Source organism: Synechococcus sp. Minos11 (assembly GCF_014279855.1).
In the GTDB taxonomy this organism is placed as follows: Bacteria; Cyanobacteriota; Cyanobacteriia; order PCC-6307; family Cyanobiaceae; genus RCC307.
This window is the reverse complement of record NZ_CP047953.1, coordinates 551940-569938: the sequence shown is the minus strand read 5'-3', so window position 1 is coordinate 569938 and position 17999 is coordinate 551940. Positions and strand designations below refer to the sequence as shown.

The following is a 17999-nucleotide window of genomic DNA, read 5'->3' as shown; positions in this document are numbered from 1 at the left end:
ACCAATCTCCTCGCCATGGATATCCGATCGGTGTCGGCGCCCTACGGCGACTCAGGTGGAGCCAGCTTCCGCACCCCACCGCCGGACCTGCCCTCGTTGCTGCTGAAGGAGCGAATCGTTTATCTGGGACTGCCCCTGTTCTCCGATGACGATGCCAAACGCCAAATGGGCGTGGATGTCACGGAGCTGATCATTGCTCAGCTGCTCTACCTGGAGTTTGACAACCCCGAGAAGCCGATTTTCTTCTACATCAACTCCACTGGCACCAGCTGGTATTCGGGCGATGCCATCGGTTTTGAAACCGAAGCCTTCGCCATCTGCGACACGATCCGCTACGTCAAACCACCGGTGCACACCATCTGCATCGGCCAGGCCATGGGCACCGCCGCGATGATCCTCTCGGCCGGCGCCAAGGGCCAACGGGCCTCACTACCGAACGCCTCGATCGTGCTGCACCAACCCCGCAGCGGCGCCCGCGGCCAAGCCACCGACATTCAGATCCGCGCCCAAGAGGTGCTGCACAACAAGCGCACGATGCTCTCCATGCTCTCGGAGAACACCGGCCGCACCGTTGAGCAGCTGACCGCTGATTCCGATCGGATGACCTACCTGACCCCGGATCAAGCCATGGACTACGGCCTGATTGACCGGGTGCTGAGCAGCCGCAAGGAGCTGCCGGTCGCCGTCTGATCGTCCCCATTCATCTGTTCACCTCACCTGCGCATCAGCCATGCCCATCGGCACTCCTTCCGTTCCTTACCGCCTTCCCGGCAGCCAATACGAGCGCTGGGTCGACATCTATACCCGCCTCGGCGTTGAGCGAATCCTGTTCCTGGGCGGCGAAGTCAACGACGGTGTCGCCAATGCCCTTGTGGCCCAGATGCTCTATCTCGATTCCGACGACAGCAGCAAGCCGATCTACCTGTACATCAATTCACCCGGTGGATCGGTCACCGCTGGCCTGGCGATCTACGACACCATCCAATACATCAAGTCGGATGTGGTGACGATCTGCGTGGGTCTGGCTGCCTCGATGGGGGCCTTCCTCCTGGCCGCCGGCACCAAGGGCAAACGGGTGGCCCTGCCCCACAGCCGGATCATGATTCACCAGCCCCTGGGCGGCACCGCCCAGCGCCAGGCCAGTGACATCGAGATCGAAGCGCGCGAAATCCTGCGCATGAAAGATCAGCTCAACAAGCAGCTGGCTGACATGAGCGGCCAGACGATCGAGAAAATCACCAAGGACACCGACCGGGACTATTTCCTGAGCGCCGACGATGCCAAGGCCTACGGCCTGATCGATCGCGTCATCAGCCATCCCAGCGAGGCTTAAACAGACGTTTGGGTAGGCTCTCGGTTTGCCCTGCCTGAAGACCGGATGGCCACGCTGTATTACGACACCGACGCTGACCTGGGCCTGCTCAGCGGTAAGACCGTGGCGATCATCGGCTATGGCTCCCAAGGCCATGCCCACGCGCTGAACCTCAAGGACAGCGGCGTTGATGTGGTGGTGGGCCTCTATGAAGGAAGCCGCTCAGCCGACAAAGCCAAGGCCGATGGGCTGGAGGTCCTGAGCGTTGCCGATGCGGCAGCCAAGGCCGACTGGATCATGGTGCTGCTGCCTGATGAGTTCCAGAAAGAGGTTTACGACAAGGAAATCGCCCCGCATCTGAGCGCCGGCAAGGTGTTGAGCTTTGCCCACGGTTTCAACATCCGCTTTGGCCTGATCAAGCCTCCGGCAGATGTGGATGTGGTGATGATCGCCCCCAAGGGCCCGGGCCACACCGTGCGCTGGGAATACCAGAACGCCCAGGGCGTGCCGGCCCTGTTTGCCATTGAGCAAGACGCCAGTGGCAACGCCCGCGGCCTGGCCATGGCCTATGCCAAAGGCATTGGCGGCACCCGCGCCGGCATCCTCGAGACCAACTTCAAAGAAGAGACCGAAACCGACCTCTTTGGTGAACAGGCCGTGCTGTGCGGCGGCCTCTCGGAGCTGGTCAAAGCAGGCTTTGAAACCCTGGTGGAAGCCGGCTATCAGCCGGAGCTGGCCTACTTCGAGTGCCTGCATGAGGTGAAGCTGATCGTTGACCTGATGGTCAAAGGCGGCCTCTCGGCCATGCGCGATTCGATCTCCAACACCGCTGAATACGGCGACTACGTGAGTGGGCCTCGCCTGATCACTGCCGAGACCAAAGCGGAGATGAAGCGCATCCTGGGTGACATCCAAGACGGCACCTTCGCCAAAAACTTCGTCGCTGAATGCGAAGCCGGCAAGCCAGAAATGAACAAGATCCGCGAGCGCGACAGCGCCCACAAGATCGAGGAAGTGGGCAAGGGCCTGCGCGCCATGTTCAGCTGGCTCAAAGCAGCCTGAGCAGTTGGTGGCTGGTGGCCGCAGCCTGCGGCCTGGATCGACTGATTGGCGATCCGCGCTGGTGCCTGCACCCCGTGCAGGTGATGGGCGCGTTGATTGCGCAGCTGCGCCTCTGGGTGGAAGCCCTTGGTGGTGATCGCCCCTGGGCGCTGCGGCTTGGGGGCGGCCTGATCACGGCTCTGCTGGTCAGCTGGAGCGCGGCCGCCGGTTGGGCCCTGGAGCAGCTCAGCCTGCGCAGCCCATGGGCAGTGCCGCTGCTGGTGATCGCTCTGGCGAGCGCCTTGGCCGGACGCAGCCTGCGGCTGGCCGTGGAAGACGTGCTCAAGCCCCTCAGCAGCACACCGCCTCAGCTGCAGCAGGCCCGGCAAAAACTGGCCTGGATTGTGGGGCGCGATGTGGCTGGCTTACCGGCCCCAGAGCTGCTGCGGGCCCTGGCAGAAACAGCTTCTGAAAATGCCGTCGACGGCCTGTTTGCACCGCTGTTTTGGATGCTGATCGGGGCTGGGCTGTGGAGCCTCAATCCAGCGCTGCCTGGCCCTTTGGCTCTGGCTTGGGCGTTTAAAGCCAGCAGCACGTTGGATTCGATGCTCGGCTACCGCCGCGGGCGGCTGCAGTGGCTTGGCACCGCCGGTGCTCGCTTGGATGATGGGCTCACCTGGCTGCCCTGCCGGCTGCTGGCCCTCAGCCTGGGGCAATTGGGGCCAGCTCTGCGCGATGGCGCCAGCGATCCATCCCCCAACGCTGGGGTCTCCCAAGCCGCCTATGCCCATGCCCTTGGTTTGCGGCTTGGCGGGCTGAACCGCTATGGCGGCATTGAGCGGGCCAAACCGCTGCTGAATGAGGGCGGGCGAGCGGCTGATCAGCAAGGCGTTCAGGCCATCCTCAGCGCGACCCAACGCAGCGCTCTGCTGTGGCTAGGACTGAGCGGCCTGGTGGCTCTGCTGGTTTAGTAAGCGCCCTTGTTGGCAGGGAACAGCACCACCGAGACCGTGCGCCAGAGGATGCGCAAATCAAGGCCGAGGCTGCGGCGGTTCACGTAGGTGAGATCGAGCAGCACGCGGCGCTGATAGCTGACGTTGTTGCGGCCAGACACTTGCCACAGGCCCGTGAGGCCAGGGCGCACGCTCAGCACCTGCTCCATGGCAGGGCCATAACGGGGAATTTCCTGCTCAACGATGGGGCGCGGACCCACCACGCTCATCTCACCGCGCAGGATGTTCCAGAACTGGGGCAGCTCATCGAGGCTGGTGAGCCGCAAAAACTGACCAATCGGCGTGATGCGCGGATCACGGCGCAGCTTGTGGTCTTTCTCAAACTCCGCCCGCAGCTGGGGGCAGGACTCCAGCAGCTCCTGCAACCGGCGATCCGCATCGAGCTCCATGGTGCGGAACTTGATGCAGCCAAAGCGCTGAAAACGGCGCCCTATGCGCTTTTGAACAAAAAAGACGGGGCCAGGGGAGGTGAGCTTCACCAGCAGGGCCACGCTGAGCAGCACTGGGGAACCCAGGCTCAACATGGCCAGCGAAAACGCGATGTCACCGCTGCGCTTCAGCGTTGCCAGCGGACGGACACGACGCTGTACAAGACCACTCAGCCCAAGGCGATCGCATGTATTCAGAAGGCTGGCTGGTCTTGAAAGCATCGCGTAAACAGACCTGACTGCACCGTACGGACTGTCATGTGACAATCCCACCGGATCTGGATCACCTACCCCACAGGCACAGCGGAGTGGGAACCGATCCCGTGTTGGTTGACCCAATCAATGAGCAGCGAGCTTAAACGTTGCCGGAAGGATTCTTCAGAGAATCCCTCGGCATGCAGGCGCAGCCGCTCAGCCGGCAGCTGCTGCCACAGCCCATTGCTTTCAAAGGACTCCAGTGCCGCTTTCACAGCGCCGAGCTGCTGTTCCGCAAACAGCAGCCCCGTGGCTTGAGCAGGCTCTTGGCTGAGGCAACGCACCGAATCCAGCAGGCCGCCGCGCCCCAACCCCACCACCGGTGCCCCAGAGGCCATGGCCTCCACCGGAGCAATGCCGAAATCCTCCAAACCGGCGTAGACATAAGCGCGGCAGCGGGCCAAGAGCTGCTCCACCTCATGCGCCGACGAGCGACCCAGGAACCGCGTTGAAGGGCCAGCCATGGCCTCCAGCCGCGAGCGTTCTGGTCCATCGCCCACCACCACCAAGGGCAGATCCAGCTCCCGGCAGGCCTGCACCACCAGATCCACGCGCTTGTAGGGAACCAAGCGACAGACCGAGAGATAAAAATCTTCCCGGGGTTGTTGCCAATCGAAGCGCTCCACATCCACTGGTGGCGGCAACACCGTGGCGTTCCGGCCCCAGTAACGGGCAATGCGCTGGGCCGTAAAACGGGAATTGGCAATCAAGCGATCCGGCCGGCTGGCACTGAGCACATCCCACTGGCGCAACTGGTGCAGCTGCAAACGGATCCATGGCCCCAGGGGGCTTTGAGCCAAGCGCGAGCGGCGCAAATAGGCGTGCATTTGATCCCAGGCGTAACGCACGGGGGTGTGCACGTAGCTCACATGCAGCTGCTCAGGCGACGTGAGCACGCCCTTAGCCACCAAATGGCTGCTGCTCAGCACCAGCGGATAGCCCGAAAGGTCCAGCTGCTCAATCGCTAGGGGCAAGAGCGGTAAGTACTGCTGCACATGGCTGCGGCCCCAGGGCAGCTTTTGGATGAAGGAGGTTTCGATCTGGCGGCCCGCCAACCAGCTCTGGGGCCGGCCGCTCTCGCCATCCACCAAGGCAAACAGCTGCGGATCCAACAGCTGATCGAGTTGCTGCACGACCAACTCAGCCCCACCCACCGAGCGCGGGCTAAACCACTCATGCACCAGGGCAGTGGGGAAGGGGAACAGGGCCATGGCCGGAGCCTATCCGGGTTAGATACAAGTTCTGAAGCTTGCTTGCCGCCTCCAAAGCAGGCCAGCAGGCTGATGCCACGTTGTGGGGACGATGGCACTACGTTCGCTGCTGGAGGAATCGCTTCCGGAGTCGTTGTTTGGCAACACCGACCGCTTCTCCTGGCACGCCACACCGGTGGGCATTGCAGCCCTTTGGACCGGCAAGGTGGTGCCCACCAGCCCGCCGTTCGAGCAAGCCCTCGAAGAAGGCATGACGGTGGGTCTTGATCTCAGCCGCGAAGAACGTGAATTTCACCAGGTGCGCCAGGGACTAGTACTTTTATTTCATAGTTAAATAAAAGGCAGGCAAAACAATAAAACCAGACAAGAGGGATTGAAAACTGCCAGCAGCAAACAAAGGAGGCACAAGATAGAACGGTTGAACCAATAGGGCAGCAGCCTTGAGAAACCGCAAGGGGGGAATTAACAATTAGAGGAAAACATTAATGAGCGAAGGCAAGGTTTAAAAGGAAAACGACTAAGCGGCACGAATTGAAAACCAAGAAAACTAAATCACAGCAAAATCACAAGAACCACACAAAACTACAAACAATATAAAAAGCAAAAAGAGAAGGGAAGGCTCACAGGGAATACTGCCCGAAAACCCAAGACCAATTGGAACAAATAGGTACGAGAAATCGAGTCACAGAGAGAGTCGGACTAGTGAAATACAAAATAAACAACCACGAAGCAAGAGCGAGTGACATTATTAATACATGCTAAAATCACGATTGGATAGGGGCACAAACGATGCCGAGACAAAAATTGCGTTCAAAGAAAGTACAAGCAAAAGCATTGAATGCGGTCCTCTTTCTTTCAGGATGCTTGTTGTATTCAGCGGCGGTCATGTATAGCGAGAAATGCAATGAAAACAGAAGATGTCAAATAGCACAAACAATAAGCAAACCAACAAGAGCAACATATTATGGACTGGATGCAATCCGAGCTTACTTTTTCAGCAAAGAACTTCTAAGCGGGCAATCAGTGAGATCTTTAGATGAATCAGTCAGCAAGTTTGGGCACTTAAATCGTAAATTCAACTTTCACATCGCGAAGATCGACAAGAAAGACAACGGATATCTGCTACTGTCTTACAGGGACGTAGAGAAAGATATTCCAGCCATTGAACTATGGGATCTAAGTAATCAGACAATGACATACAAATGGGAAACAAAAAAAGCATGCGCAAAATTCACCAGAGGATATGTCAATTGCCCAGGATATTTCATGAGTCCAGTGGTACTAAATGACAAAAGTATAGTGTTCAACACTCAGGTGAACGGCAACAAGTTAGTGAGAATAGACAAGGATGGCAATATCCTTCATGTCAATAGCTCTATGATGTTTCACCACAAGGTACACATGGATTCAAAGAAGAATTTATACGCTACCGCCACGAAGAAAAATACTTACAATGATCCAGGCAGAGGTTATGCAATGAGCATAGTGAGTTTAAACAAAGAACTGGAGATTGAAAATGAGGTAAACATAAATGACATTTACAAAGACTTAGGGCTGACGTCTAAGTTGTATTCTTCAAATTCAAAAGACCCAATACATGTCAATGACGTTGAAGTATTGCACCAAGAGAATGAAATAATCATGCTTATAAAGCTAAGAAGCCCTGGCTCGGTCATAGCTTACAACGCAACAAAAGATTACACATACTGGATACTTGACGGAATCACGAAGCAAGGGCATGACGTTGATGTTATATCGGCAGATCCCTTAGTTATAAGCGTATTTGACAACAATATAGAAACACCTCACGAAAATGAGCTAATCAAGACAAAAACAACCAAAGGCAATAGAGTGTTATTCATTCACGGGCTATCACTTCCAAAAACAAGAGAAAAGACGAAGATATATACGACACTGGACTCTAGGGAAGGAGGACCAATATCAATAGAAACGGTGGAATTCAAGAAGATGAAAACACCACCAACAACGATATCTGCAGGACTATCCGAATATAATAGCAAAACAGGTGCAATCATAGTCGAAGATTCCAACCATGGCCGAATATTTTCATACAACGTCAACACAAAAGAGACTGAATGGGAGTTTATAAATAAAAACAAGAGCGGTGATATGTATGGGAGGCTGGGGTGGAGCAGCTTATACAAATCCAACCCGATTAGCGAAGATTAGATTGAAGAATAATTTAGCAACTTATCATAGATATTCAAGGCATCGTTGAGCCTATATTTATCTAGCCCTGAGACCGACAGGGGAATCTCTGCATTGCTTGATCTAAAGGTCCTTGTGAAGCTATGAATACGCAACTGCTTAAATAGAATTTCAAGATAACTTGGCTCTTTGCAAAGAAGTTCATAGCAAAGACAAAATACGTTATGATTGTCATAAATAGAAGAATTCAGGAACCATGTATGGGTCCTTAGCCACTGATCTAGAAAGTAATTGGGATCAGAGATGGTGGAATGAATATTAATTTTAGATTCAAAAGCTTGATCTTCCACTTCATACGAAAACTTGCATCGATAAAAACCAAACTCTCTGTGTCCGAATAGCTTCATGTATTCAGAAATGAACTGATCTTGTTCATGCAAGCGCAGAAAAGTGTGATGTGCCTTACATAACGAAGCAATATGCGCGACTGGGTGACGGAAAAGGACTAAAAAAGTAGATTTTGGAAAATGCTTGACAAGTTGAGGTAATCGGACATGGTTATTATTATTTTTGACGAGTGTGAAATTCTTATGTTGCGCCCTTGCATACTGATCTAACAGATAATCATAACCTCTAAGAACACTTGAATCATAAATCTTGCGACTACTAAGAGGAGCTAAATAATAACTTGGGTCAGACTTTATCCAATAGGGTTCGTCTAAACATTCGGGAGAGTTGGCTGATATTAAAATTCCGTCGCCGTGGTATCGCTCATAAGGCTGTAAATTCTTAGCTGGAATGGCACTTGCTAGGGTCGCTAGTCGAGGTGACAATACAAATGGCGCATGTTTATAGCAAATGCTGGCATACAAAGATGTACTGTATAGTTGATTCAGCAAAGCTGTTGTACCAGCACGAGCCAAACCGGTAATAAAAAGATGCTGATTATTACTTGGAGAAGGATAGTCCGTTGATTTATCTAGCAATCTCTGGTACAAGTACTGGCTCAATATTGTTCCACCAAGAAACTGCCTGTGGAGAGTTTTATCCAAAGCTGAATATTGATTCATCTAGAGATATTAATGAATGCAAATACATAGGGGATAGTGGACAATGCAAGTGAGGCAGCTAATGACATGAATCTAGTAGATAAAACAAAAGCTGAGGCTAGATAAGGCAATACAACAAAGCCTATGCTTGCTAATAACTTTACCCCCTTATTAGCCAAATTTTCATACAAATAAGCCGAAATTTGATTTTCAGAGTAAGCAGCTAATACAGCTTGAAGAGAGTCAATATAATTTGAAAGATTGGCAGAAAAATGTGACCTCAAATAAATCCACCTAACACAAATGAAAGACAAAAAGAGGAGGAGAATTATCAGCAATAAGGGGGAAGCCGTCATTTTTTAACTTGAACATTGTGTCTGACTTTGTCACTCTTGATCTTTTTTACCCTATAGACGAGGGACTTAAGTATTGCTGTAATTCTTAGAAAAGCAGAGAACAAAAAAGCAAGCAAAACTGTTGTAGCAACTACTGCTGCACCAATTGCCACGCCAGGACCTGCGTATGCATGCGCAGGTAATGCTACGGTTAATGTGGCCGAAAAGACTAAAGCCAAACCAAAAAGCCTTACAGAAAAGGGGGCTTTGCTCATTGGTCTAGTGATTAGGCTGCTGATCATAGCAAGTAGTTGTAATGGAGTAAAAATGAATTATCCCAAAATTTCAGGCGATACAACCTGCAGCTGAGTGGTGTTTTTGAGAACTAAAAAGCTGATATATCAACGACTTTCCCGAAAGAAAATGGATATAATCTAATTAGTCTAAAGAGTAATACCTACTGAGCAATTAGCCCTAAAAAAATAGCCTTTCATCAACAGCCATACAAACTAGAGTGTAAAGAATTAATAGCTGGGCATCTCCTCAGATTTCATTCAGGGCATAGCGCGTTGGCCAGCTTGGCAGTTAAGCACAACACACTAAATGTAGGATTTGCTGTTCCGGGCGAAGGTAATACACCTGTCGAAGATGACCACAAATTCTCGAATTTTCTGACTTTCAAATTTAAATCTACAACCGATAATTTAGAGTTTCCCATTCGAGTAGTAGCTGTTGGATGGTAAGCATCATATGATGCAGAGTTCTCCGCTATATTTGTCGGGAAAGGCAGTGTATTAAGATTTGGGAGAGTAGACGATCTTGCCCAGGCATCAAGATAAAGACTGGAAAGCTTGTTAATGTTTGATTTATCGCTTAGAGAAATACCCCAGTTGATATTAGCAACCAAGCGGTTAAATTTATCCCTCTTAGAGGTTAAAGTAACAGCATTAGTATAGGATTTTTCTTGCTCAACATCAATACAAAAATCACATGGGGTGTTAGGAGGGATATGTAAACGCGAATTTATCAATTTATTGCCAGCTAGACGCGCTAATCCAAAGATGCTCTGTGCAGTTTGAGCAGCCGATATTGAAGGCAGCTGTCTCGACTGAATAGAAGCAAGAATTTGCTTTGCAACATAGAAAGACTCATCCTTTTGTCTAAAAACAAAATGGGAGAATGAACGAGGAAGATTGGCCGACTCTGGCTTAAGAAGAAATCTATAGTTTCTTAGAAAAGAACCTTGAAATGTTGGACTGAATAAACTAACAACCCGAGGAACTTCAATAGGGTCGACACGTGCTATTGGTAGAGAGAGATGATCAGACAAATAGCGGCCAACTTCGTTATCTTCTGCTGAATACGCACCATTTGATTGGGCAGAGATCTCAAGAAGGATACGGGCCGACTCAATTGCTCCAGAGCAAATTATGTATCTCTTAGCTTTAACTTGAACTTTTTTATGGTTCAAGGAGACTGCGTTAACAGATGAAATGCGAAGCCCAGCAGAATCACCAGGAAAGAATTGCCAGGCAGAAACAGAAGCATTATAAATCAAGGTTGATTGTGAGTTAGTAGTATTACCTTCAGCAAAGCGTATGAAATTTTTTTGCGAAAATGGCAATATAAGACTTTGCCAGAGGCTTAGCCCTGATCCAGCTAATGCCTTGTGTAGACTACATTCAGTAAAGGGAATAGATGTCAAGCAAAAGAGTGGGTCGTAGCTAAAATCAAATGAAGACAATACATTCTGCTGATTTTCCTCAATTGAATTAAGGATAAAGTTCCAAGTATTTGTTGTATCTGACTCTGACTCATCTCCTTCTCTCAAATCGAATGAAGAATGAGGAATAAGAGCCCCTCCCCATCTCGAGGATGAGCCGCCCAGACCAAAATACCTACCTTCGGTTGCACCAGAATAAACGGAGGAGGAGAAATCAGGTAAATATCCAATTGATTCTGTAGACACTGGTTTTAACGGTCCGGCATCAAGAAGAAGAAAGTTAGCATTCCGTTTATTAAGAAGGTGCGCCAAAAAGAGTCCTACTGTTCCAGATCCGACTATACAAATATCCGCTTCAAAACTTTCTGGTACTAAGCCAGAAGAAAGGTCAAATATTCTAGAGTAAATTAATGACATAAGCTAACTAACTCAGAAAGATGTAACAGGCTACTGGTCGAAAAAAGATGACAACAGTCGTTCTTTAATTTTACTGTACTGCTTAAATAATTTCCTTTCTTGAGAATTGATGAAACAAATCCGAATTCGAATTGGGGCGAAATCATAGGCAATAAAGGAGAACTATAATTGGACCTAAAAGATGTGCAGTGTGTTTGGATAACAGGCGCCAATTCAGGTGAGCTACTAAGAATATCTAAGATATGTTCCTGGAAGCCAGCTATTCCCCAAGCACGAATACGACCAGCACGCTTCTCATCTTCAAGCCAGGCCAATAGTTCATCTGGGTGAAGTAAATATGTATATGGCTCGTGAAGAAATAAGAAATCAATATAGTCTGTTCTCAAGCGTTTTAAACTACTAGTTAGGCTGGACTTAGCCGATTGAACCGAGAAATTAATACGAAATGGTGAATCATAGCGCAAAAGCTTGTTAATCAACTTAAAAGTATAGAGGGAAACGTTATTATGGGCGTAGTTTGTTCTAGGGTATAGACCAAATTTAGTAGTTACTGTCACAGCACTTCTTCTTTTGAAGAGAAAAGTGCCTAAAGCTATCTCTGATGTCCCAAGCCCATAAATTGGGGCTGTGTCGAAATGCGTTATACCCCTATCTAGAGCAGTGCACAACAATTCAATACGCTGGTCAAATGAAACATGGTGAAGCTTACTCGTCCCAAAGCCAAGTTTTGAAAGAGTGATATCCAGATTGTGCAGTAAAAAATGCTTCAAATTCTCATCTATTTCGAGTTGCAATTAAATGGCTAGGGTCAACAAACTTGCATATAAAGCTATTATTCTTTAAGACCTCTAAGATTAATCTTGCAACATTAGATCTCCCATCCTGGTCTAGTATTGAGAAATGAACCTCGACACCGATTGCGTATAAGCTTGGAGAGGATAAGACTATAGGAATTCCCTTTAGTACCTCCAACTCAGAACCTTCAACATCTATTTTTAGAACATTTGGATACGATAAGTTGTGGAGACTACACATAGTATCTCCAGTGAAAATACTGACTTTTACAGAATCTTCAGTTGGATCCTTTGAAATTCTACTTGTAGCACCAATCGGATCTAAACCCTGATTAAAAAAGGTAGTTTCATTTTCAGCACCCAAGCCAACATTGAAAGCAATAAAATTAGATGAGCAACCAATACTTGATGTGAGCTCATTAAAGTTTCTGTCGCTGGGTTCAAACGCTACAACGCAGCCATCAGGGCCTGTCTGTTGTAAAAACTTTCGACTGTAGTATCCAATATTAGCACCGACATCCCAAATTACGTCTCCAGGCTGAATCAAAGACTCAAGCTCTAAATCATAAGCTTCTTCGTAGTCATTCCCGTACAATAGTTGCATTAAATAAGGATTGATTCCAAGCCTACGCAATAATCTACGCAAGAAAAGAAGTGCTGGCCAAGTCCAAGTAAATTTTATGTTCATGACTTGCTAACGCAACTAATCAAAGAGTATAAAGTCTGGCACGTTCAAATTACCAGGGTCAAGCAAATAGTCATAGAGCATAACTGTTTTCCTGAACACAGACTCTACTGAGTAGTTTTTTATAAGATATTCACGTCCTCTTTGGCCCATAGCCCTTAACTCCTTAGTCTGTTTGGACATCAGTTTAGACAATCCTGAGCTGATTGCCTCTACGTCAGGTTCGCAGGACAATCCTGCATCTTGACTATTTAACCAGTCCCAAGGAGTTTTATTAGAAACCAAACAAGGCAACCCCGACATAAGAGCTTCAGCAACACTCATCCCAAAATTTTCAGAGTAACTTGGAAGAACAAAAATATCTGATTGAGAATAAGCCCTGAACTTTTCAGCTCCATACAGGGGACCAACAAACTCAAGTCTATTCAGATTCAGCTGAGCTGATAACTTTTTGATTGTAGTCAGGTAGCCGCTATTGCCATAATAATCTACATCACTGCCCACAATCTTTAAGGTCCAATCTGGAAATTTATTTTGAAGGCGAGACCAAGCCTGAAGCAGTACATCAAGGCCTTTAACGGGATGGATTCGAGAAAGAAAAAGTAATGTCTTACGATTCAGAAGTCGTTTATCTGAAGGCTGTCGATCGATTGAAGTGTCTATACCATTAGGTATTATTGCTACAGGCTGAGTAAAACCTAATCGTCTAATGTCTAAATATTCATGAAAAGCTGTTGCATGAAAACAAGTCACTTTTGCTAAGGATTTTTGTTGAAGAAACTTCCAAAATACTGGTTTTAACCACGAGCCATGATTGAATGCCCAATCAGAAAATGCACCTCGCGGTGATACTACATATGGTATGCCGTAGTTTGATGAAATTTGCCCTGGATATACTGCACACATTTGCCACATCCCATGATTATGTATCAATTGAACAGCTTTATTTTTAGCTCGGCTTTTAAGATAATTACGTAGCTGTATAGAGTGTCCCAGCTTGTTTAGGCCTAGAGTTACTGGGAATTTTTTACTAAAATTATAATGTTTACTCGAAGTACCAATATCCAGGGATAGTAGTTCTATGTCATATGTGGAGTGGCCAAGGGATTTACATAATCCCAAAACAGAGGCGGATGGCCCACTATCCTCACGAGTTATTGAAGGAATGACGTGAAATATCATTTAAACTGATTAACGCAATAAGAAAAGGTGATAGAGGTAAAACTCTTGAAAATTAAATGCATAGGGATCTAACGCTTGATCACTTGCGCGGTCAAGCTGTAGACATCTTAGTAGTCGGCTAAAGCCCGGCCCCCAATAGACATTTTCAATCCTTGACCTGTTAACAGGTTAACATGGATGCTAAATGATTAACAAGCAGGCCTTACAAGTGATCTCACAGCCCAATCGACTCATATCCAAAATTTTTTTAAAGGCCTCGAGACTTGCGCGTCAAGCCTCAGAATCCTTAGAAAGAGCTGGTCATAATGCATATCCATATAAATCATTGAATGATTTAGACAAGCAAATTGCATCAATTGCCCCAGAATTGCTCAATTCAAAAACATTTTTTATTGAAGCAGGTGCAAATGATGGAATCAAGCAAAGTAATACTTTTTTCCTTGAATCTCTCTATGGCTCGCATGGTCTTCTCATTGAGCCCTCACCAAGTAATTTTGAAAAATGCATGAAGAACAGGTCGAACGGCAATATTTACGAAAATGTAGCGATTACAGAACATGCCAATGCAGGTAAATTAATTGAGTTTGTATACTCAGACCTTATGACCACGGGATTAAATTCTTTGGATGTAGATCCCGTAGATCATGCCAAGTCTGGATTGCAATTTTTTGATGGTATTAATTATAGATTTTATGCCAAGGGATGCACAATTGATTACCTAATGCAGAAACACTCTATTCAAAGAGTAGAGCTTCTTTCGCTTGACCTAGAAGGGGCAGAGCTGGAAGCGCTAAAGGGCGCAATGCTTGAAAAAAACCTAATAAGCTACATACTGGTAGAGACAAGAAACCTGCAGGCGATACAAGGCTTTTTAAGCACTAAGAGCTACACTCTTCTAGCAAAACTAACTGCATCTAATGCCCCTTCACACGATTATCTATTTAAAAAAATCATATAAAACTTGCGGAGTAATTTCCTCCTTTCGAATCCAGGTTGCAAATTTAGTGCATTCATTTTAAGAATACGCTAGCCATAGACGGCAATAATTCTATACTATGCAACTAATTAGTTCTTTTTGCATGAATAAGTTATGATGCATTTTAAATTTTCAATATATCTCGATGGCAATTCCTATAGGCTTTAATCATTTCAATCGATAAGCACTCTCTCTGCTACTCGAAGCAAGAAATATTGTTTTTGTTTTCTCAAAAATTGACCAGGATGGTTTTCCTGAATCCATTTCTCAGTATAATCATGCTAAAGAAATAGCCAGCTCTCTCCTCCTCCAAAAAAGAATTTCAGTTTATCAGACAGACATTGTTTCCTGGCAAGACCTGGAATGTCGGAGTAATTGCATTCAAGGAGTTCGAAGCCTTATATTAATATTACAGAATCTGAGGGTCGAGTTAACTTAGTGATAAACTTAATATAATGATTTTTGTTAATCGATATAGTCAAGTACAATCCTTCCGAGTCAAATTCGTCTGCTGGGTCACCACTACAAAATAATTCCCAGAATAAACACACAACACCTTCGAAAGTTGCCCATACCTAAGAAATACTTAAGACAGGGTGCTTGGAATTAAAACCACAAAATTTGTCCTTTATTAAATCTTGAATGGGTCGCTTTCCACCATCCATCTTCCGCTCCGCGCAGAAAATGCACTAACAACAGCATATGACGATTTTACACAATATTCGCGGATCACTTCCTAAATCACCTCTTACCAAGACTGCACACTTCTCACGTTATGCCTATTGGCATCCCTGGACTATGGACCGGCAAGGTGGTACCCACCAGCCCGCCGTTCGAGCAAGCCCTCGAAGAAGGCATGACGGTGGGTCTTGATCTCAGCCGCGAAGAACGGGAATTTCACCAGGTGCGCCAAGGCCTCGTGCTGCTGTTTCACAGCTAAAGAAGAGGCAACCCTGTGAGGCCTTGATCGATGCTCCTACTAGCCAGCCTGAGCGGGCTGCTGTTGGCCTCCGGTAACTGCGAGTTCCTCCAACCGATCGGCGGTGACGGCAACACCACCGTGACCAAGCGGGTGGATCGACCGAAGGTTTCTCCTTTGCGGATGGCGTTAGGCCGCACGAACTGGAACACGGATTTCAGCGTCAACCAGCCCTACCGCAGTTACAAGCTGTTCTTCACAGCGCAATCCACCGAACAGGCCACCTACCCGATCGAGGCTTACCTCAAATTCAGCGATGGTTCGAACCTGCGCGTGGTCGATGAATCGATGAAGCCGCCACTGGGCACTGGATCCATGTTTGGCCCATTCACAGCTCCAAGCGGCAAGGCTGTGAGCCAAGTGAATTTCAAAATTGGCGCCAGCAAAGACCCCGGAGCCTCCGGCTTCAGCTACCGCATTTCCGTGCAGGGCTGCCGGTAGCGAGTGATCACGGAGAGGGTGGGATTCGAACCCACGGAAGGTTGCCCTTCAAACGATTTCGAGTCGTTCGCTTTCGACCACTCAGCCACCTCTCCAACCAGGGCAAAACCCTGAGACCGCAGGTTAGGCCCTAGGGGCTGCGGCGCTTGCTCTCGCGCCGGCAACGCTCAGAGCAGTAGCGCACCTCCTCCCACACGGCCTTCCACTTCTTGCGCCACTGAAACGGGCGGCCGCACTGGACGCAGGTTTTGGTGGGCCTCCCTTCGTGGTGTGGCACTGACCGCAGGCCGCAAGGGCGTCCATGTTGGCGCTCACGCCCTGTTGGCGGAGGCAATAGCAGCGGCGACCCAGCTGCAGCAGCGCCTCATCAGGGACCTGGAGCTGACTGCGAAACAGCAAGCCAGGGCTGCTGAGCTCACCACGCGGCAGCACCTGCAGCTGCGGGCTCAACTTCTGCCAGCAGCCGAAATCATCAGCTGGAACTGGATCCAAGAGGACTACCCAATCCAGGCGCGGTAAGCCCAGGGCCTGGCGCAAACGCTGGGCTTGGCTGCAACTGCGGGGCCCTGCATCGCGGCTCACCAAGGCGCCGCGGCCGCCATGGCGCAAGAGCACCAGGTTGCCCTTCCCAATTGGCAACTCAAGAAGCTCGTCAGCCAGCAAACGCTGCCCTTGCCACAAACAACTGATCAGCACCAGCCCTGCGCCCCAGCGTCGCCAGGGGCCACTGCATCCCAAAAGCCAAGGCATTAACCCCAAGCTCAACAGCAGCACCAGCACCAGCGGCGGTTGGCCCAAGGCCAGCTGGGCCAAAGGCAGAGCCGCCGCGCCCTGCACCAGCAGCAGCAACAGTTCGGAAGGCCACTGCAACAGAGCGGTGATCACCGGCAGCAGCGGGGGAACGAGTTGAGCCGCCAGAGCCGCCGCCATGGCGCCGGTGGTGAGCAGGGTGAGCAGGGGCGCCGCCAGCAGATTGGCCGGCACGGCGTAGAGCGGCAGCACGCCGAAATGCAGGAGCTGCAGCGGCAATGTCCACAGGCATGCGGCGATCGGAACCGCCAGGGCAGCCGGCAGCCGCTGCTGCAGCCGAGGGGCGGTAAGCACCAAGCCAGCAGTGGCCACGGCACTGAACTGAAAGCCGAGATCCAACAGCCAAGCGGGCTGCCACAACAGCAGAGCCAGCAAGCTCACCAGCAGCAGCCCCAAAGGCCGTGCCCGTTCACCGGATTCACGAATCAATAGCGCTATGGCCCCCATCAACACCGCCCTGAGAACCGATGGCATCGGCCCTGCCAACAGCACAAACAGCCCCAAAGCCGCAGCCCCGCTGATCACGCGAAGCAGGCGCGGGGCTCGCCGCGTTAGGGCCAGCACAACGCCCAACAGCACCGAGAGATGAAACCCGCTGGCAGCCAAGGCATGGCTGAGGCCTGCGGCGCGAAACGAGTTGGTGATCGCATCAGGCAAGGGCGCCATCGCCCGGCCCATCACCAGCGCCGACAACAGCGCTCCATGGCGAGGGCCGGCAGAGGCCTGCAAGCGCGCGGCGTGTTGCTGCCGCCACTGCCATAACGGCTGCGTTTGGCGCTCCAGCAGCTCGTAGCGCTGCACGGCCAAGGTGGTGAAGATGGCTTGTCTGGCCAGCTGTGCCGCTCGATCACCCAGCACGGGATGCAGCGGCGGCCTGGGCTGGCGCACCGTGCCAGCCACGCGCAAACGCCAACCGGGATCGAGCTGCTTGGGGCACTGGCGAAACCACAGCTGGCTGCGCCCTTGATGGGCACCCTCGAGCTGCAACACCGCGCTGCAGGCACCTGAAGCCACACGGCGGGGTGGCCGCTGGATGCGCCCTTCCAACACAACCGATTGAGGCGCCAGATGAACCGGGTCAGTGGGTGTTGGCCTGGGCCAGCGCCACCAGCACCAGCCCAAGGCCAGCGGCACCAGAAGCAAGCCAGCCCTCCAAGCTCGTGCCACCAGCGACGTTCA

Annotated in this window: 18 protein-coding genes and 1 tRNA gene; 9 read left to right on the top strand and 10 right to left on the bottom strand. The window is 49.9% G+C overall.

Translation table 11 applies throughout. From position 1 onward, the window contains the following. The first annotated feature begins 15 nt into the window (after positions 1–15). Genes SynMINOS11_RS03140 through SynMINOS11_RS03125 form a run of 4 tightly spaced genes read left to right on the top strand, consistent with a single transcriptional unit; the run spans position 16 to position 3324 of the window. A complete protein-coding gene (locus tag SynMINOS11_RS03140; protein WP_186549805.1) occupies positions 16–690 on the top strand; it encodes an ATP-dependent Clp protease proteolytic subunit in 675 nt (224 codons plus the stop codon). Positions 691–730: 40 nt separating this feature from the next. After that, entirely contained in the window at positions 731–1333 is a 603-nt protein-coding gene (locus SynMINOS11_RS03135; RefSeq protein ID WP_011935013.1) for an ATP-dependent Clp protease proteolytic subunit, read from the top strand. A gap of 45 nt (positions 1334–1378) precedes the next feature. Continuing rightward, positions 1379–2374: a ketol-acid reductoisomerase gene (gene ilvC, locus SynMINOS11_RS03130; protein WP_011935012.1), complete on the top strand. Its 996-nt coding sequence runs from the start codon at positions 1379–1381 to the stop codon at positions 2372–2374. Positions 2375–2388: 14 nt separating this feature from the next. Further along, on the top strand, positions 2389–3324 hold the full coding sequence (locus SynMINOS11_RS03125; protein WP_186549804.1) for a CobD/CbiB family cobalamin biosynthesis protein: 936 nt from the start codon (positions 2389–2391) through the stop codon (positions 3322–3324). Here SynMINOS11_RS03125 and SynMINOS11_RS03120 read toward each other — a convergent pair. Together SynMINOS11_RS03120 and SynMINOS11_RS03115 are read right to left on the bottom strand one after the other, a co-directional pair. Next, complete coding sequence (locus tag SynMINOS11_RS03120; RefSeq protein ID WP_186549803.1) at positions 3321–4016, bottom strand: sugar transferase; 696 nt, start codon at positions 4014–4016, stop codon at positions 3321–3323. The two genes, SynMINOS11_RS03125 and SynMINOS11_RS03120, sit on opposite strands and share 4 nt — an antisense overlap. A 65-nt stretch (positions 4017–4081) precedes the next feature. Beyond that, positions 4082–5260 carry a glycosyltransferase gene (locus SynMINOS11_RS03115; RefSeq protein WP_186549802.1) on the bottom strand — a complete coding sequence of 393 codons (1179 nt, stop codon included), beginning with the start codon at positions 5258–5260 and terminating at the stop codon, positions 4082–4084. Between the two features lie 91 nt (positions 5261–5351). Between SynMINOS11_RS03115 and SynMINOS11_RS03110 the strand changes: the two genes are divergently transcribed. Both SynMINOS11_RS03110 and SynMINOS11_RS03105 read left to right on the top strand, forming a co-directional pair. Continuing rightward, complete coding sequence (locus SynMINOS11_RS03110) at positions 5352–5594, top strand: hypothetical protein (RefSeq protein WP_011935008.1); 243 nt, start codon at positions 5352–5354, stop codon at positions 5592–5594. 551 nt (positions 5595–6145) lie between these two features. Continuing rightward, entirely contained in the window at positions 6146–7450 is a 1305-nt protein-coding gene (locus tag SynMINOS11_RS03105; protein WP_186549801.1) for an arylsulfotransferase family protein, read from the top strand. Here SynMINOS11_RS03105 and SynMINOS11_RS03100 read toward each other — a convergent pair. The 6 genes from SynMINOS11_RS03100 to SynMINOS11_RS03075 all read right to left on the bottom strand — a co-directional run bounded on the left by SynMINOS11_RS03100 (position 7447) and on the right by SynMINOS11_RS03075 (position 13614). Further along, on the bottom strand, positions 7447–8499 hold the full coding sequence (locus tag SynMINOS11_RS03100; protein WP_186549800.1) for a sulfotransferase: 1053 nt from the start codon (positions 8497–8499) through the stop codon (positions 7447–7449). The two genes, SynMINOS11_RS03105 and SynMINOS11_RS03100, sit on opposite strands and share 4 nt — an antisense overlap. Before the next feature lie 331 nt (positions 8500–8830). Then, positions 8831–9088: a hypothetical protein gene (locus SynMINOS11_RS03095; protein WP_186549799.1), complete on the bottom strand. Its 258-nt coding sequence runs from the start codon at positions 9086–9088 to the stop codon at positions 8831–8833. Between the two features lie 275 nt (positions 9089–9363). Then, positions 9364–10953, bottom strand: a complete 1590-nt coding sequence (locus SynMINOS11_RS03090; protein WP_186549798.1) for a GMC oxidoreductase — start codon at positions 10951–10953, stop codon at positions 9364–9366. Next, the gene (locus SynMINOS11_RS03085) at positions 10944–11747 is read right to left on the bottom strand and encodes an aldo/keto reductase (RefSeq protein WP_186549796.1); all 804 of its coding nucleotides are present in this window, start codon (positions 11745–11747) and stop codon (positions 10944–10946) included. Before SynMINOS11_RS03085 ends, SynMINOS11_RS03090 begins: the two co-directional genes overlap by 10 nt. Then, positions 11728–12435, bottom strand: coding sequence for an FkbM family methyltransferase (locus SynMINOS11_RS03080; RefSeq protein WP_186549794.1), 708 nt, complete (start codon positions 12433–12435; stop codon positions 11728–11730). Before SynMINOS11_RS03080 ends, SynMINOS11_RS03085 begins: the two co-directional genes overlap by 20 nt. 15 nt (positions 12436–12450) lie before the next feature. Next, positions 12451–13614, bottom strand: coding sequence for a glycosyltransferase (locus SynMINOS11_RS03075; protein WP_186549792.1), 1164 nt, complete (start codon positions 13612–13614; stop codon positions 12451–12453). 184 nt (positions 13615–13798) lie between these two features. Between SynMINOS11_RS03075 and SynMINOS11_RS03070 the strand changes: the two genes are divergently transcribed. The 3 genes from SynMINOS11_RS03070 (at position 13799) to SynMINOS11_RS03060 (ending at position 16010) form a co-directional block, all read left to right on the top strand. Further along, positions 13799–14572 carry an FkbM family methyltransferase gene (locus SynMINOS11_RS03070; RefSeq protein ID WP_186549790.1) on the top strand — a complete coding sequence of 258 codons (774 nt, stop codon included), beginning with the start codon at positions 13799–13801 and terminating at the stop codon, positions 14570–14572. A gap of 793 nt (positions 14573–15365) precedes the next feature. Further along, positions 15366–15530: a hypothetical protein gene (locus tag SynMINOS11_RS03065; RefSeq protein ID WP_255445563.1), complete on the top strand. Its 165-nt coding sequence runs from the start codon at positions 15366–15368 to the stop codon at positions 15528–15530. A gap of 30 nt (positions 15531–15560) precedes the next feature. Further along, complete coding sequence (locus SynMINOS11_RS03060) at positions 15561–16010, top strand: hypothetical protein (RefSeq protein WP_186549788.1); 450 nt, start codon at positions 15561–15563, stop codon at positions 16008–16010. 10 nt (positions 16011–16020) lie between these two features. On the opposite strand, the gene SynMINOS11_RS03055 is transcribed toward SynMINOS11_RS03060, so the two are convergent. Next, a tRNA-Ser gene (locus tag SynMINOS11_RS03055) sits at positions 16021–16105 on the bottom strand. Between the two features lie 28 nt (positions 16106–16133). Then, positions 16134–17942 carry a ComEC/Rec2 family competence protein gene (locus tag SynMINOS11_RS03050; protein ID WP_441351177.1) on the bottom strand — a complete coding sequence of 603 codons (1809 nt, stop codon included), beginning with the start codon at positions 17940–17942 and terminating at the stop codon, positions 16134–16136. Between the last annotated feature and the right edge of the window lie 57 nt (positions 17943–17999).

Bases quoted from the DNA above. Each gene is read 5' to 3' on its own strand.
- ilvC (WP_011935012.1), top strand. From the start codon at position 1,379: ATGGCCACGCTGTATTACGACACCGACGCTGACCTGGGCCTGCTCAGC.
- SynMINOS11_RS03115 (WP_186549802.1), bottom strand. From the start codon at position 5,260: ATGGCCCTGTTCCCCTTCCCCACTGCCCTGGTGCATGAGTGGTTTAGC.
- SynMINOS11_RS03060 (WP_186549788.1), top strand. From the start codon at position 15,561: ATGCTCCTACTAGCCAGCCTGAGCGGGCTGCTGTTGGCCTCCGGTAAC.
- SynMINOS11_RS03140 (WP_186549805.1), top strand. From the start codon at position 16: ATGGATATCCGATCGGTGTCGGCGCCCTACGGCGACTCAGGTGGAGCC.
- SynMINOS11_RS03095 (WP_186549799.1), bottom strand. From the start codon at position 9,088: ATGAGCAAAGCCCCCTTTTCTGTAAGGCTTTTTGGTTTGGCTTTAGTC.
- SynMINOS11_RS03065 (WP_255445563.1), top strand. From the start codon at position 15,366: ATGCCTATTGGCATCCCTGGACTATGGACCGGCAAGGTGGTACCCACC.
- SynMINOS11_RS03110 (WP_011935008.1), top strand. From the start codon at position 5,352: ATGGCACTACGTTCGCTGCTGGAGGAATCGCTTCCGGAGTCGTTGTTT.
- SynMINOS11_RS03135 (WP_011935013.1), top strand. From the start codon at position 731: ATGCCCATCGGCACTCCTTCCGTTCCTTACCGCCTTCCCGGCAGCCAA.
- SynMINOS11_RS03100 (WP_186549800.1), bottom strand. From the start codon at position 8,499: ATGAATCAATATTCAGCTTTGGATAAAACTCTCCACAGGCAGTTTCTT.
- SynMINOS11_RS03070 (WP_186549790.1), top strand. From the start codon at position 13,799: ATGATTAACAAGCAGGCCTTACAAGTGATCTCACAGCCCAATCGACTC.
- SynMINOS11_RS03090 (WP_186549798.1), bottom strand. From the start codon at position 10,953: ATGTCATTAATTTACTCTAGAATATTTGACCTTTCTTCTGGCTTAGTA.
- SynMINOS11_RS03080 (WP_186549794.1), bottom strand. From the start codon at position 12,435: ATGAACATAAAATTTACTTGGACTTGGCCAGCACTTCTTTTCTTGCGT.
- SynMINOS11_RS03075 (WP_186549792.1), bottom strand. From the start codon at position 13,614: ATGATATTTCACGTCATTCCTTCAATAACTCGTGAGGATAGTGGGCCA.
- SynMINOS11_RS03120 (WP_186549803.1), bottom strand. From the start codon at position 4,016: ATGCTTTCAAGACCAGCCAGCCTTCTGAATACATGCGATCGCCTTGGG.
- SynMINOS11_RS03105 (WP_186549801.1), top strand. From the start codon at position 6,146: ATGTATAGCGAGAAATGCAATGAAAACAGAAGATGTCAAATAGCACAA.